This window comes from Amycolatopsis ultiminotia (genome assembly GCF_039536925.1).
GTDB classification, from domain to species: domain Bacteria; phylum Actinomycetota; class Actinomycetes; order Mycobacteriales; family Pseudonocardiaceae; genus Amycolatopsis; species Amycolatopsis ultiminotia.
Genome location: NZ_BAAAZN010000002.1, coordinates 225259 through 238942 on the forward strand (window position 1 = coordinate 225259; position 13684 = coordinate 238942).

At 69.4% G+C, this 13684-nt stretch carries 15 protein-coding genes; 9 read left to right on the forward strand and 6 right to left on the reverse strand.

Annotated features, from left to right (window positions below):
* Window positions 1-97 precede the first annotated feature (97 nt).
* From ABD793_RS05965 to hsaB, 5 genes are read left to right on the forward strand one after another with little or no spacing between them, the layout of a single operon-like run.
* On the forward strand, window positions 98-1684 hold the full coding sequence (locus ABD793_RS05965; RefSeq protein ID WP_344856178.1) for an FAD-binding protein: 1587 nt from the start codon (window positions 98-100) through the stop codon (window positions 1682-1684).
* Between the two features lie 31 nt (window positions 1685-1715).
* Entirely contained in the window at window positions 1716-2885 is a 1170-nt protein-coding gene (gene hsaA, locus ABD793_RS05970; RefSeq protein WP_344856180.1) for a 3-hydroxy-9,10-secoandrosta-1,3,5(10)-triene-9,17-dione monooxygenase oxygenase subunit, read from the forward strand.
* Window positions 2885-3730: a 4,5:9,10-diseco-3-hydroxy-5,9,17-trioxoandrosta-1(10),2-diene-4-oate hydrolase gene (gene hsaD, locus ABD793_RS05975; RefSeq protein WP_344856182.1), complete on the forward strand. Its 846-nt coding sequence runs from the start codon at window positions 2885-2887 to the stop codon at window positions 3728-3730. Before hsaA ends, hsaD begins: the two co-directional genes overlap by 1 nt.
* Window positions 3730-4629: an iron-dependent extradiol dioxygenase HsaC gene (hsaC, locus tag ABD793_RS05980; RefSeq protein ID WP_344856184.1), complete on the forward strand. Its 900-nt coding sequence runs from the start codon at window positions 3730-3732 to the stop codon at window positions 4627-4629. Before hsaD ends, hsaC begins: the two co-directional genes overlap by 1 nt.
* Window positions 4626-5273 carry a 3-hydroxy-9,10-secoandrosta-1,3,5(10)-triene-9,17-dione monooxygenase reductase subunit gene (gene hsaB / locus ABD793_RS05985; RefSeq protein WP_344856186.1) on the forward strand — a complete coding sequence of 216 codons (648 nt, stop codon included), beginning with the start codon at window positions 4626-4628 and terminating at the stop codon, window positions 5271-5273. Before hsaC ends, hsaB begins: the two co-directional genes overlap by 4 nt.
* Window position 5274: 1 nt before the next feature.
* Here hsaB and ABD793_RS05990 read toward each other — a convergent pair whose 3' ends face one another.
* From ABD793_RS05990 to ABD793_RS06010, 5 genes are all read right to left on the reverse strand, one after another.
* The gene (locus ABD793_RS05990) at window positions 5275-5529 is read right to left on the reverse strand and encodes a Smr/MutS family protein (protein ID WP_344856188.1); all 255 of its coding nucleotides are present in this window, start codon (window positions 5527-5529) and stop codon (window positions 5275-5277) included.
* Complete coding sequence (locus ABD793_RS05995) at window positions 5526-6296, reverse strand: GNAT family N-acetyltransferase (protein ID WP_344856190.1); 771 nt, start codon at window positions 6294-6296, stop codon at window positions 5526-5528. Before ABD793_RS05995 ends, ABD793_RS05990 begins: the two co-directional genes overlap by 4 nt.
* Window positions 6297-6623: 327 nt before the next feature.
* Window positions 6624-7064, reverse strand: coding sequence for a nitroreductase family deazaflavin-dependent oxidoreductase (locus ABD793_RS06000; protein WP_344856192.1), 441 nt, complete (start codon window positions 7062-7064; stop codon window positions 6624-6626).
* A 133-nt stretch (window positions 7065-7197) separates the two neighbouring features.
* The gene (locus tag ABD793_RS06005) at window positions 7198-7809 is read right to left on the reverse strand and encodes a TetR/AcrR family transcriptional regulator (protein WP_344856194.1); all 612 of its coding nucleotides are present in this window, start codon (window positions 7807-7809) and stop codon (window positions 7198-7200) included.
* The gene (locus ABD793_RS06010; protein WP_344856196.1) at window positions 7797-8030 is read right to left on the reverse strand and encodes a hypothetical protein; all 234 of its coding nucleotides are present in this window, start codon (window positions 8028-8030) and stop codon (window positions 7797-7799) included. The genes ABD793_RS06005 and ABD793_RS06010 overlap by 13 nt, the downstream gene beginning before the upstream one ends.
* A 176-nt stretch (window positions 8031-8206) precedes the next feature.
* Between ABD793_RS06010 and mdo the strand changes: the two genes are divergently transcribed.
* From mdo to mftM, 4 genes are read left to right on the forward strand one after another with little or no spacing between them, the layout of a single operon-like run.
* A complete protein-coding gene (gene mdo / locus ABD793_RS06015) occupies window positions 8207-9499 on the forward strand; it encodes an NDMA-dependent methanol dehydrogenase (RefSeq protein WP_344856198.1) in 1293 nt (430 codons plus the stop codon).
* A gap of 58 nt (window positions 9500-9557) precedes the next feature.
* Window positions 9558-10670, forward strand: coding sequence for an AAA family ATPase (locus ABD793_RS06020; protein WP_425548655.1), 1113 nt, complete (start codon window positions 9558-9560; stop codon window positions 10668-10670).
* 3 nt (window positions 10671-10673) lie between these two features.
* Window positions 10674-12158 carry a VWA domain-containing protein gene (locus ABD793_RS06025; protein ID WP_344856202.1) on the forward strand — a complete coding sequence of 495 codons (1485 nt, stop codon included), beginning with the start codon at window positions 10674-10676 and terminating at the stop codon, window positions 12156-12158.
* Entirely contained in the window at window positions 12155-13033 is an 879-nt protein-coding gene (gene mftM / locus ABD793_RS06030) for a mycofactocin oligosaccharide methyltransferase MftM (protein WP_344856204.1), read from the forward strand. The genes ABD793_RS06025 and mftM overlap by 4 nt, the downstream gene beginning before the upstream one ends.
* A 6-nt stretch (window positions 13034-13039) precedes the next feature.
* Here mftM and ABD793_RS06035 read toward each other — a convergent pair whose 3' ends face one another.
* On the reverse strand, window positions 13040-13666 hold the full coding sequence (locus ABD793_RS06035; protein WP_344856865.1) for a MadR family response regulator transcription factor: 627 nt from the start codon (window positions 13664-13666) through the stop codon (window positions 13040-13042).
* Window positions 13667-13684 lie beyond the last annotated feature (18 nt).

The window sequence follows — 13684 nt, forward strand, 5'->3', positions numbered from 1 at the left end:
CACCTCACATGCAACGTGTTATCGACTGTTGCTGGCCTGCTCGCGGCCACTTCAGCCACCATAGACGAGAACGTGTTTCAGTTCTAGGGTGGCGATTATGGACGAGCTCGGGGCGGACGTCGTGATCATCGGAGCCGGCGCGGCCGGCGCGTGCGCGGCCATCGAGGCGGCGGACGCGGGGGCTGAGGTGCTTCTCGTCGACCGGTTCGCCGGCGGCGGGGCGAGCCGGGTCAGCGGAGGCGTGGTCTACGCCGGGGGAGGGACGCCGCAGCAGCATGCCGCGGGCGTCGAGGACAGCGTCGACGCAATGCACGCGTACCTGCAGCTCGAGGCCGGTGACGTCGTGTCGGAGCAGACGTTGCGGCGCTTCTGCGAGGAGAGCGTCGACATGATCTCGTGGCTGGAGCGCCAGGGGGTGCCGTTCGAGGGCAGCCTGTGCGGGTACAAGACGTCGTATCCCAGCAACAAGCACTACCTCTACTACTCCGGAAGCGAGGCCGCGGGCGGATTCCGTAACGTGGCGAAGCCCGCGCCGCGCGGACATCGCGTGAAAGGGCCTGGCACTTCGGGAAAACTGCTGATGGAACGGCTGCTCGCCACCGCTGGTGAACGTGGGGTACGGGTGCTGCCGCAGACGCGGGTGCAGAGCCTTCTCCAGGACGCCGACGGTGCGGTGACCGGTGTGGTCGCGGACAGCCTGCACGGCGCTTCGGGCTGGGTCCGCAGCCGGCACGAACGCCTTGCCTCGTGGTCGGCCAAGCCGGGTATCTATCTGCCGCCGCTGCGCCGTTCACTGCACCGGCGGGTCGAACGGATCGAGCGGAAACACGCCCGTGAGCTGCGGATCACCGCCCGGCGAGCGGTGGTGCTCGCGGCCGGCGGGTTCATCGCCAACCGGGCACTGGTCCGGGAGCACGCGCCCGCGTATCGCGGCGGGCTCGCACTCGGCACGTCCGCCGACGACGGTTCCGGTCTCCGGCTCGGCCTCGACGCGGGAGGACGGGCGGCGGAGCTGGACCGGATCTCGGCGTGGCGGTTCCTCACGCCGCCTGCGGCGTTCCTCGGCGGACTGCTCGTGGACGACGGCGGACGCCGGATCATCGACGAATCCCGTTACGGTGCGGCGATCGGCGAGCGCATGATCACCGAGCACGGTGGCCGCGGCTGGCTGCTGGTCGACGCGCCGATCGTCACCGAGGCCCGTCGCGACGGCAGGCGGCAGGGCCAGTGGTTCGCCGCGCTGCAGCTGCGGTACCTGCTCGGCCCCGGCCGGGTCACCGGCGCGACGCTGGAGGAAGTGGCCCGGCGGGCGGGTGTCGACCCGGACGGGCTCGCCGAGACGTACGCGCAGTACCGGCGAGGTCCGGATCCGGCGGGCAAACCCGCCGAGTTCGCCCGTCCGCTGGACACGCCGCCGTATTCGCTGATCGACGTGTCGGTGAAACCGAACCTGGGCTACCCGTGTCCGATGATCACCCTCGGCGGGCTCGTGGTGGACGAGGACACCGGCGCGGTGGCGGGCACGAGCGGTCTGTACGCCGCCGGGCGGACCGCAGTGGGAATCTGTTCCAGGTCGTATGTGAGTGGTCTGTCGCTGGCCGACTGCGTGTTTTCCGGCCGCAGGGCAGGCCTGAACGCGGCCCGCGGCACGCACCGCGTCGACAAAAACGAGAACGTGTTCTAGTCTTGGACTCTCGAACGAGAGAGGACGGCCGATGAGCGAGCTGGCTGCCGTGATCGCGGGGGTGCGCGACCTGCTCCCGGTGCTGCGGGAACGCGCACAGGAAGCCGAGGATGCCCGCCGTATCCCCGCGGAGTCCGTGAAAGCCTTGCAGGAGACCGGGTTCTTCCGGCTGCTGCAACCGAAACCGTACGGCGGCCTGGAAGCCGATCCGGTCACCTTCTACACCGCGGTGAAACTGGTGGCGAGCGCCTGCGGGTCCACCGGCTGGGTCGCGTCGATCCTCGGGGTGCATCCCTGGCACGTCGGGCTGTTCGACGCGCGGGCACAGGAGGAGGTGTGGGGCGAGGACCACGACGTGCGGATCTCCTCGTCGTACGCGCCGATGGGCAAGGCGACCGTGGTCGAGGGCGGCTACCGGCTGTCCGGCCGGTGGAGTTTCTCCTCCGGCTGCGACCACTGCAGCTGGGTGCTGGTCGGCGGGCCCGCCTTCGACGGTGAACACCCGGTGGACTTCTGCAGTTATCTGCTGCCGATCGCGGACTACTCCATCGTGGACGTCTGGGACACCGTGGGGCTGCGGGGTACCGGATCGAACGACATCGTGGTCGAGGACGTGTTCGTGCCCGCGCACCGGGCGCTGAGCTTCGTGGCCACCTCGAAGTGCAAGACGCCGGGGCAGGAGCTGAACCCGGGGCCGCTGTACCGGCTGCCCTACGGTTCGGTGCATCCCAGTACGATCACCGCGCCGATCATCGGCATGGCGCAGGGCGCCTACGACGCGCACGTGGAACACCAGGGCAAGCGGGTGCGTGCCGCCTACGCCGGTGAACAGTCCAAAGAGGACCCTTTCGCGAAGGTGCGGATCGCCGAAGCGGCCAGCGAAATCGACGCTGCGTGGCTGCAGCTGACGCACAACATCGACGAGCTGTACCAGCTCGCCTGCCGGGGTGAGAAGCTGCCGTTCAGCACCCGGCTGCGGGTGCGCCGTGACCAGGTGCGCGGCACCGAACGGTCGATCGCCGCGATCGACCGGCTTTTCGAGAACTCCGGCGGCCGTGCACTGCAGCGGGGCACGCCGATCCAGCGGTTCTGGCGCGACGCGCACGCCGGCCGGGTGCACGCGGCCAACGACGCCGAGCGCGCGTACGTCCTGTTCGGTACCGGCGCCTTCGGGTTGCCCGTCGAGAATGCGATGGTCTGATGGCTCCCGATGGCAGGTCCGTCGAAGTCCGAAGTGGACTCACGCTGCACTACCACGAGGCAGGCGTGGAACACGACGAGACCGTGCTGCTGCTGCACGGCGGCGGCCCCGGTGCCTCGGCGTGGAGCAACTTCGGCCGGAACCTGCCGGAGTTCGGCAAGGCGTATCGCACGATCGCGGTGGACCAGCCCGGCTTCGGCCGTTCCGGCAAGCCGACCGAGCATCCGCAGTACTTCCGGCACAGTGCCGATGCGGTGGTCGGCCTGATGGACGCGCTGGGTATCGAACGCGCCCATCTGGTCGGCAATTCGCTCGGGGCCGGTGCCGCGGTCCGGCTCGCGCTGAACCATCCGGACCGCGCGGGACGGCTCGTGCTGATGGGTGCGGGCGGGCTGAGCGTGAACCTGTTCGCCCCGGATCCGACCGAGGGCGTGCGCCTGCTGTCCCGGTTCGCCGGTGATCCGACGCGCGAGCGGATGGAGTCGTTCCTGCGCATCATGGTGCACGACCAGTCGCTGATCACCGACGAGCTGATCGACGAACGCCTCGCCGCGGCGAGCGATCCGGAGTCGCTGGCCGCGATGCGCGCCATGGGCCGGTCGTTCGCCCAGCCGGATTCCTTCGAGGAAGGCCTGCTGTGGCGGGAGGCCTACCGGCTGCGGCAACGGGTGCTGCTCGTCTGGGGCCGCGAAGACCGGGTCAACCCGCTCGACGGCGCGTTGCTCGCGCTGAAAACCATCCCCCGTGCGCAGCTGCACGTCTTCGGCGGCTGCGGACACTGGGCACAGCTGGAGAAGTTCGACGAGTTCAACCGGCTTGCCCTGGATTTCCTCGGGAGTGCGTGATGTCCATCAGTTCGCTGGGGTACCTCCGCATCGAAGCGACCGACCTGGACGCCTGGCGGGTCTACGGCCTGAAGGTGCTGGGCATGGTGCAGGGCGAGGGCACCGATCCGAACGCCCTGTACCTGCGCATGGACGATTTCCCGGCTCGTCTGGTGATCGTCCCCGGCGAGCACGACCGGCTGGCCCAGACGGGCTGGGAGGCCGCGAACGCCGCGGAGCTGGCCGACGTGCGTGCCCGGCTCGACGCCGCCTCGGTGCCGTACAAGGAAGGCACCCCGGAGGAACTGGCCGACCGCCGGGTGGCCGAGCTGATCAGCTTCACCGACCCGTCCGGCAACACCCTGGAAGTCTTCCACGGCGTGGCCCTGCAGCACCGACGCGTGGTGAGCCCGTACGGCCACCGCTTCGTGACCGGTGAACAGGGTCTGGGCCACGTGGTTTTGTCGACTCACGACGACGCCGCCGCGCTCGTGTTCTACCGCGACGTACTGGGCTTCCGGCTGCGGGACTCGATGCGCCTGCCGCCGCAGCTGGTGGGCCGTCCGGCCGACGGGGATCCGGCGTGGCTGCGGTTCTTCGGCTGCAACCCGCGCCACCACAGCCTGGCCTTCCTGCCGATGCCGACGCCGAGCGGGATCGTGCACCTGATGGTGGAGGTCGAGCACACCGACGACGTGGGTCTCTGCCTTGACCGGGCGCTGCGCCGCAAGGTGCCGATGTCGGCGACGCTGGGCCGGCACGTGAACGATCTGATGCTGTCGTTCTACATGAAGACCCCCGGCGGCTTCGACGTGGAATTCGGCTGCGAAGGCCGTCAAGTGGACGACGAGAAGTGGATGGCGCGGGAAAGCACCGCGGTTTCGTTGTGGGGCCACGATTTCTCGGTGGGCAGCCGATGACCGGGTCGCCGCGGCAAAGCCTGCCTGCTCCGTCCACTCGGGACGGCCGTGCGGCGGACGCCGCTCCGCAGGCGGGTCGACTCGGCGAGCTTCCGGAGCAGGGCACGGCGCCTGCCCGTTTCCGTGAGGTACTGGGACATTTCTGTACCGGTGTGACGGTGGTGACCGCTTATGCCGCCGACGCCGGTTCGGGGGAGGGGCCGGTCGGGTTCGCCTGCCAATCGTTCGCCGCTTTGTCGCTCGATCCGCCGCTCGTGCTGTTCTGCGTCGCACGCACTTCGCGTACGTGGCCCCTGCTCGCTGCCGCCGGGTGCTTCGCGGTGAACGTGCTTGCCGAGCACCAGCGGGAGGTCAGTGCGGCATTCGGCAGCCGGGGCGGCGACCGGTTCTCCTCGGTCGGCTGGCATCCGGCGCCGTCCGGTGCTCCGTTGCTGGACGGCGCGCTCACCTGGGTGGACTGCGAGGTGGAGGCGGTACACCCGGCCGGTGACCACTACGTGGTGATCGGCCGGGTGACCGCGCTCGGCGAAACCTCGCAGGACCGGCCGCTGCTGTTCCACCGCGGCCGCTACACCGTGACCGAGCCGGTTCCGGACGTCCTCTCCGCACTGATGCCCTGGCCCCGGCCCGACGACTGGCTGTGACTCATTTCCAGCGGAAGTGCACGAAAATCCGGCCGAAGTTGTCCTTGTCCTTTTCCACCCGGTGGTAGAGCGCTTTGATGTCCTTGCGCTCCAGGAAGCGCACCACGTGCTTTTTGAGCTGGCCCGATCCCTTTCCGGGAATGATCTCCACCAACGGTGCCTTCTTCGCGACCGCTTCGTCGATCACCGCCCGCAGCGCCCGGTCGATCTCCCCGCCGCGGTTGTAGATGTCGTGGAGATCGAGCTTGAGCTTCATGGCTCCAGTGTGCCACGGTCCGGGGGCAGGGAAATGTGGATCATCTGTGCGGCCGCCCGGTAGCCGACCGATCGGTAGATGCGTTCCTCGGCCTCGCCGGCCGGCGTCAGGAACGGGGTGGTGATCCCGGCGGCGGGACCGGAACGGGTGAGCAGCACGGTCAGCGCGGCCGCGATTCCCCGGCGCCGGTGTGTGGTGCGGACGCCGATCGCGGCCAATTCGCTGACGCCGTGGTGCGGTGGTGCGCAGAGTCCCGCACCGACGCCGGCCCCGGTGTGCCGGTCGAGCGCCAGCGCCACCAGGCCGCCGCGATCGAGGGTGGCGCGAAGCCGATCCTTGTCGTGCACGGTGGTCTCGGCCTGGCCGTAGGCCGCGTTCTGCGCGGCCGCGGCCTGCCACAGGTGCCGGTCGGACCGGGCGAGCAGGATCTCGACTCCGGCCGGGTCTTCGGCCGGACCGGGCAGGGTGGGGCAGACCATCACCGGCAGGTGCCGTTCGACGGTGAACCCGGCCTCGGTCAGCACGTGCTCGAGGCCGTGCTGCAGCGCGGGCAGGTATTCCAGGCGCGGCACCCGGTTTCGTTCCCGGAAAGCCCGGACGAGTGCCGCGACATCCCCGGCCGTGGGGACAGTGTGCTCGCCGGGGATCGCATAGTTGCGGAACAGGCCGTCGTCGTGACTGTCGAACGAGGCCAGGAACGGACCGATGTGTACCGCAGCGGTGCCCATCTGGGCGCGGACGTAGGCGTGGACAGCAGAAGCAAACACGGTAGGTGAGGCCTTTCATGGTCGGACGAGAAAAGAAAACGTCGCCATGGACCGCTCGGGTCAGTCTCGCCCGTCGAGCCGGATCGTCTCGACGGGGAGAAGCGCGCAGCGGCCCTGCTGGGTCGCCGGCATTGGCCTCAACCTCCGGATGATTGCGATACTCCGAGCGCAGCGTAACTCACGCAAGCCGGGCTGCCCACCGATATTCGCCGGCGCCCGGTGCCCGGCTGCCGGGGTTGGCCGGCAGCGCTCGCCACCTGCCGCCTGGGTGCTCGGCACGCGGCGCCCGGTGCCGGGTGGTCGGCTCCCGGTGCTGGGTGCCCGGGGTCAGGCGTCGATCGGGGTGAGCACGAAGATGGGCATTTTCCTGGTGGTCTTCTTCTGGTATTCGGCGTAGTCCGGCCACACCCGGACGGCTCGCTCGAACCAGGTCTCGTACTCCTCGCCGTGCACTTCCCTGGCCAGGTAGTCCTTCTTGACCGGGCCGTCCTGGAGTTCCACGTGCGGATTGGCGACCAGGTTGTGGTACCAGACCGGGTGCCGGGGCGCGCCGCCCAGCGAGGCGACCACCGCGTAGGCACCGTCGTGCTCGACGCGCATGAGCGGCGTCTTGCGCAGTTTCCCGGTCCTGGCGCCCACCGAGGTCAGCACGATCACCGGCTTGCCCTGGTTGTCCGTGCCCTCCTCGCCGCCGGAGGACTCGATGAGTTCCGCCTGGGTGCGGCTGAATTCGAACGGGCTCGGCTCGTATTTCCCGGTCAGTGGCATGTCCGGTCCTCCCGGTGCGTCGATGTGTGCTGGTCCCATGGCGTCCGGCGCCTGCTGCCGTACCACCTAACCGGACTATACCCCGCTTAAGTGGCTGCCGGGCAAGCCCGCGTACGCCGCTGATCCGCCGGGGTCAGCGATACGAGCGGCAGACGCACTGGACGAGGGTTACCCAGCTGTCCGCCAAGTACTCCGGCATGGGCCCGGGATCGGACTCCTGCGGGTTCTGCACGTAGAGCAGGATCGGCCCTTCGAGCGCCGCGGTCAGCTGCAAGGCCAGCGCGCCGCTCGTCGCCGCATCCGGGCAGGCCACCCGCAGCAACGTCTGCACGTGGAACACGGACGGGCTGCCCTCGGGCGGAACCGGCTGCTCCGGATCGAGCGCGGCGCGCGCCAGTGCGGTGCGCGCCAGGAGGAACGCCATCCGGGCGTGGCCGTAGGCGATCAGCCGCTCTTCCGCGGATGCGCCGGGCCCCAGCGGCGGCGGCCCGCTCATCACCCGCTGCTGGAACTCGGTTTCGTCCTCGTCGAGCAGCGCGTGGAAGATGCCCGCCCTGGTCCCGAACCGGCGGAAGACGGTGCCCTTGCCCAGCCCGGCCCGCTCGGCCAGTTCGTCCATGGTCACTTTGTCGACGCCGAGTTCGGCCACCATCCGGCGGGCAACCTCGATCAGGTGCGCCCGATTGCGCACCGCGTCGGCCCGCTCCCCGCGCGGCTTTCCCCAGGGAATCCCTACCGGCTCCACGAACGCACGCTACCTGACGACTGCGGTGCCGCACGTCCATGCGGTGACGGCCTCGGCAAGCACGCCGGGATCCCGGCGTGCTTGCCAAGCAGCTCCTCCTCGCCCAGCCGGCCGTGGTGGGCGTAGTAGTGCGAGCAAATCCGCACGAACTCGATCAACGCGTCGTCGCCGCCGGCGGTCGAGGCCGAGGTGTGCACGCGGCCACGCTGATCGAACAGCACCCGCCGGAACTTGCCGCCCCTCCGTCGTGGCCCTGTCCGGTCGGGCAGGGTGGTGGCCGCTCTGCTCGGGGAGTTCGCGGCGGCGGACGGACGGTTTCGCGCTCGTGTGGTGGTGCGGGGCAGGTCGGGCGAAATAGCTTCGTGCGGTACCCACCCGGCTCGTGAAGGGACGCCCCATGCAGGTCGACGAACTGATCAAACCGTTCCCGCTCAAGGAGTTCCATCCGATGCCGCGGGCGCTGCTCGGTCCTGGTGCGCACGAGATGATCGGGCCGGAGGCGCTCAAGATCGGCATGAAGCGGCCGCTGGTGATGACGTCCGGGCTGCGGGGCACCGACATCGTGCACAAGATCTTCGAATCGCTGAAGTACCACGGGCTGGACCCGGTGCTCTACGACCGGGTCGAGTCCAATCCCAAGGACTACAACGTGATGGACTCGGTCGCGTTGTACCAGGAGAACCGGTGCGACGGATTCGTCTCCATCGGTGGCGGTTCCTCGCACGACGCGTGCAAGGGTGCCCGCATCTCGGTTGCGCACGACGGGCGCAACATCAACGAGTTCGAGGGCTTCAACAAGAGCGAGAACGCCAAGAACCCGCCGCACATCGCCGTCTCGACCACCGCGGGAACCGGCTCCGAGACGTCGTGGGCGTACGTCATCACCGACACCACGACCGACCCGGACAACCCGCACAAGTACGTGGCCTTCGACGACGCATCCGTGGTGACGCTCGCCGTCGACGACCCCGTGCTGTACTACGACTGCCCCTCGCATTTCACCGCGCAGTGCGGATTCGACGTACTGGCGCACGCGTCGGAACCGTACGTCTCGCGGTTGGACTTCATTCCGTCGCTGGGCAATGCGCTGTACTCCGCCGAGCTGGTGGGCGAGCACCTGCGCGCCGCGACGTGGCACGGTGACAACCTCCGGGCCCGCGAGGGCATGATGTACGCCCAGTACACCGCCGGGCAGGCGTTCAACTCCGGTGGCCTCGGCGTGATCCACTCCGTTTCGCACGCGGTGAGTGCCTTCTACGACACCCACCACGGCCTCAACAACGCCATTGCACTGCCACGGGTGTGGGCGTGGAACCTGCCCGTCGCCTACCAGCGCTACGCCAAGCTCGCCGAGGCACTCGGTGTGGACACCGCCGGCATGACCACGGTCAAGGCGGCCGATGCGGCGGTCGCCGCGGCGATCCGGCTGCTGCGCGACGTGGGCATCCCGGAGAAGTTCACCGACGTCACGCAGGACACGCACCCGAAGAGCCGGCTCGGCACCGGCCCGACGAAGTTCTACGAGAACGCCAAGGTGATCAAGGGCGACGCGGACGACGTCGACCGGGTGTCCAACCACATCCTCGGCGACTCGTGCACGCCGGGGAACCCGAAGGAAACGACGTTCGAGACGGTCCGCCCGGTGGTCGACCACTGCTTCAACGGCGACCTCGACGACTTCCTGTCCTGACCGTCCTCGCGGGTGCCGGGCGGACCGGCCCGGCACCCGCGGTCTGCCCCCGGAAGGGATGCCCGTGACGAGTTTCGCTTCGGTCGACGACGTCGCCGACCGGCTGGCCGAGGTCGGCTACCTCGCCGACCGGAGGCTGGCCACCACCGTGTTCCTGCAGACCAGGCTGGGCAAACCGGTGCTGCTCGAAGGCCCGGCAGGCGTCGGCAAGACCGAGCTGGCCACATCGCTGGCACTGGCCACCGGACGGCCGCTGCTGCGCCTGCAGTGCTACGAGGGCCAGGACGAGACCAAGGCCCTCTACGAATGGGACTACGGCAAGCAGATGCTCTACACGCAGCTGCTGCGTGAAAAGATCGGGCAGATCGTCGACGACGCCGCCGATCTCACCGAGGCCGTCGACCGGATCAGCGCCCAGGACAGCGTGTTCTTCTCCGAACGGTTCCTCGCCGAACGTCCGTTGCTGTCGGCGGTACGCGCGGCCGAGCCGGTGGTGCTGCTGATCGACGAGGTCGACCGGGCCGACGAAGCACTGGAAGCGGTGCTGCTGGAGATGCTCGCCGAGCAGCAGGTGTCCGTGCCGGAACTGGGCACGTTCACTGCCGCGCATCCGCCGTTCGTCGTGCTCACCTCCAACAACACCCGTGATCTTTCGGCCGCGTTGAAGCGCCGTTGCCTGCACCTGTTCCTCGACTACCCGTCGGCGGCGCGCGAGCTGGACATCATCCGCGGCAAGAAGACCGGACTGCCGGACGCGCTGGCCGGGCACCTCGTCGAAGTCGTGCGCGGGCTGCGGGGGCTCGGGCTGCGCAAACCGCCGAGCATTTCGGAGACGGTCGACTGGGCGGCCACGATCGCCGTGCTCGGCGCGACCGAGCTGACGCCGGAATTGCTGCAGGACACCATTTCCGTGGTCGCGAAGTACGACAAGGACGTGGCACGTGCGGTCGAGGCGATCCCGAAGCTGCTGACCGGTGAGGCTGTCGCCGAAGCGAACGAGGGCAGTACCGCTCGCGACGACCGCGATCGTCCGGGACGGCACGGCCCCGGCTACTACGGCGAGAAGCAGACGCCCGCGCCGGGCGACGAGCAGGGGCGCGTCCGGCAGGTCAGCACCAGCCAGGGTTCGCGTTCCTTCACGGCGAACCTCGGCCGGCACCGGAGGGCGTGAACCGTGCAGGCGACGATCCACCGGTTCGCCCGGCTGCTGCGCGCCGCCGGCGTCCGTGTGTCGGTTTCGGAGGTGGTGGACGCGCTCGCCGGTGCCGCCGCGCCCGGTGTGCTGGCCGAACGTGCACTGCTGCGGGAGGTGCTGCGTGCGTCGCTGGTCAAGGACCACCGCGACGACGAACGGTTCGACGAGTTGTTCGACGCGTTCTTCGCACTGGTCCGTTTCGCCGGAGAGCCCCGGCAGCGCAGTGCGCCGGAGCTGGCGGAGTTCACCCTCGCCGACGAGCTGGGCCAGCGGCCGCCGCGGGCGGACATGGAGAGCCCGGACGCCGAGGTCGGCGACCTGTTCGAGCCGGACCGGATGGTCGAGCGGTACAGCCCGCATCCGGAGCTGAACCCGATCGTGCTCGACCACGAGACCACCGACGAAGTCGTTTTCTCCCAACAGGAAGTGGCATCACTGGACGATGCGAACTCGGTGCGGCTGGACGTCGACCGCACGCACGGCGCCGACCCGGCCGCGCTGAGTACGGCGCCGGGCACGAAGCTCGACACCGACCTCGGTGTCGAACAGCAGGACGCGCTGCTCGGCTGGCTGGACGAGAGCGGCGCCGGGGACCAGGGGGACGAGGACGACGCCGCGGCCGTGCGGGCGCGGCTGGCCGGTGTCCTCGAAGGGCTGCCCGAAGCGGTGAAACGGCACCTCGAGTACCTGATGAACTTGCAGCACACCGTCGAGGGCAAGCGCGTTGCCCCAGTGGGGGAGATCGGTGGCCGTGAGCAGGACCAGCTCGAGGAAGCGTTGCGGCGCTTGGTGTACAGCCTTCGCGGCGCACCGACGCATCGCAAGCGCGAAGCAGTGCGCGGGCGGATCGACTCCGCGCGGACGATGCGCCGCAACCTGCGTTACGACGGCGTGCCGTTCCGCCCGGTGACGGTCGCGAAAGCCGAGGACAAGCCACGGCTGGTGGTGCTGGCCGACGTCAGCCTGTCGGTGCGGGCCACGGCACGTTTCACACTGCACCTCGTCCACCGGTTGCAGGGGATGTTCGGACAGGTGCGCAGCTTCGCGTTCGTCGCCGAGCTGACCGAGATCACCGGATTGTTCGGCCAGTACCCGGTCGAGGACGCCTTGGGCATGGTGTTCGGCGGGGACGTGCTGGACGTGGACGCGAACTCCGATTACGGCCGCGCGTTCGGCGAGTTCCTCCACGGCTTCGGCTCGGTCGTCACGCGCCGGAGCACGGTGCTGGTCCTCGGCGACGGCCGTGGCAACGGCAACGATCCGAATCTGCCTGCGTTCGAGGAAATCACCCGGCAGGCGCGTGAGACGATCTGGCTCACCCAGGAACCACGCTACTCCTGGGGACTGGGGCCCTGCGACCTGCCGGCGTACGCGCAGCACTGCGACCGCGTCCGCGTCGTCCGCGACCTGTCCGGGTTGGACAGTGCGGCCGCCGATCTGGCGACGGCGAGGACGGGCCGGTGACCGCGGTGCTGGACCCGCTGGCGCCGGGGCACCGGGGCTGGTGGGAGAGCGGCGAACTGGTGGTGTGCCACGAGGACGGTGTGGCGGTGCCGAACCGGCTGTTCACCCGGCTGGTGCCGGATCAGGTCACCGAGCACTTCCGGGTCTACGCACTGGGGCAGCGGGTCTTGGTGGCGCACCGGTTCCGGCCCGACGAGCTGGACGACGACCTCGCCGGGCACCTCGCCACGGAACTGGGCGGCACGCAGCGGCTGGCGGCGCAGTTCGAACGGATCTTCACCGGTGTCGTCCGCTCGACCGTGCACGATCCGCTGCTGGCGTGGTCGGTCTTCTACGCGAACACGCTGGCCGCCCTGCGTTCTCCGCCGAAGGCAGGCGCGATCGCCGATTTCGCGCCGGTGCACGAGCGCGCGTCGGCGCTGATCCGCGGCCGGACCGTGCTGGATGTGGGCTCCTGCTTCGGGTTCCTGCCGTTGCGTCTGGCCGCGGACGGGTTCTCCCCGATCGCCAGCGACCGCACCGCGGGCACGATGGCGTTGCTGAACCGCGTCGCGGCGTGGCTCGGCACCCCGCTGCGCACCCTCGTCTGCGATGCCACGGCAATCCCGCTGGCCGCGCGGAGCGTGGACACGGTGCTGGCGATCCACCTGCTCGAGCACCTGCCCCCCGGGCTGGGCACCCGTGCGCTGCACGAAATGCTGCGCGTCGCCCGTCGCCGCGTGGTGATCGCGGTACCGCTCGAGGACTCCCCGGACCCGGCCTACGGACATGTCCGCTGCTTCGATCCGGACACGTTGCGCGAGTGGGGAAACGAGTCGGGACAGCGGTTCACGGTCTTCGAACACCACGGCGGATGGCTGGTCCTGGACCGCTGACCGGCCTCAGAGCAAGCCACGCTTCGAAGCCGCGTACACCGCTTCCGCACGGCGGCTCACGGCCAGCTTCCGCATGATGTTCGCGACGTGGAATTTCGCTGTGGTGTGCGAAATGAACAACTCCTGGCCGATCGCCTGGTTCGACAGGCCTTGGGCCAGCAGCCGCAGCACGGTCAGTTCACGGTCGGTCAGCCGTTGTGCCTCCGGCTGCCGCCGGCCCGACAGGGTGCGCACCACCGAGGAGACGCTGCGCGAGTCGAAGGCGCTCTCGCCGCGTGCCACCGCTTTGATCGCGTTGGCCAATGCGGTCGTGTCCACGTCCTTCACCACGTACCCGCGGGCGCCCGCCTGGACGGCCTCCATCACCAGCGCGTCCTCGAGGAAGGTGGTCAGCACCAGTACGGCCAGCTCGGGGTAGGTGCCGGTCAGCCGGCGGCACAGTGCGAGACCTTCGGAATCGGAGTTCGTGGACAGCTTCAGATCCAGCACGACCACCGCCGGCCGGTGCGCGGCCACCACGGCCAGCGCCTCGTCCGCCGTCGACGCCTCGCCGACGATCCGGAACGACGGGTCGCGCTCCAGTACTGAGCGCAGCCCCTGGCGCAGGATGGCGTGATCGTCGACGAGGACCATCGGCACCGTGTCCCGGGC

Bases quoted from the DNA above. Each gene is read 5' to 3' on its own strand.
- hsaC (WP_344856184.1), top strand. From the start codon at position 3,730: ATGTCCATCAGTTCGCTGGGGTACCTCCGCATCGAAGCGACCGACCTG.
- ABD793_RS05965 (WP_344856178.1), top strand. From the start codon at position 98: ATGGACGAGCTCGGGGCGGACGTCGTGATCATCGGAGCCGGCGCGGCC.
- ABD793_RS05990 (WP_344856188.1), bottom strand. From the start codon at position 5,529: ATGAAGCTCAAGCTCGATCTCCACGACATCTACAACCGCGGCGGGGAG.
- hsaD (WP_344856182.1), top strand. From the start codon at position 2,885: ATGGCTCCCGATGGCAGGTCCGTCGAAGTCCGAAGTGGACTCACGCTG.
- hsaB (WP_344856186.1), top strand. From the start codon at position 4,626: ATGACCGGGTCGCCGCGGCAAAGCCTGCCTGCTCCGTCCACTCGGGAC.
- hsaA (WP_344856180.1), top strand. From the start codon at position 1,716: ATGAGCGAGCTGGCTGCCGTGATCGCGGGGGTGCGCGACCTGCTCCCG.
- ABD793_RS06000 (WP_344856192.1), bottom strand. From the start codon at position 7,064: ATGCCACTGACCGGGAAATACGAGCCGAGCCCGTTCGAATTCAGCCGC.
- ABD793_RS06035 (WP_344856865.1), bottom strand. From the start codon at position 13,666: ATGGTCCTCGTCGACGATCACGCCATCCTGCGCCAGGGGCTGCGCTCA.
- ABD793_RS06020 (WP_425548655.1), top strand. From the start codon at position 9,558: ATGCCCGTGACGAGTTTCGCTTCGGTCGACGACGTCGCCGACCGGCTG.
- mdo (WP_344856198.1), top strand. From the start codon at position 8,207: ATGCAGGTCGACGAACTGATCAAACCGTTCCCGCTCAAGGAGTTCCAT.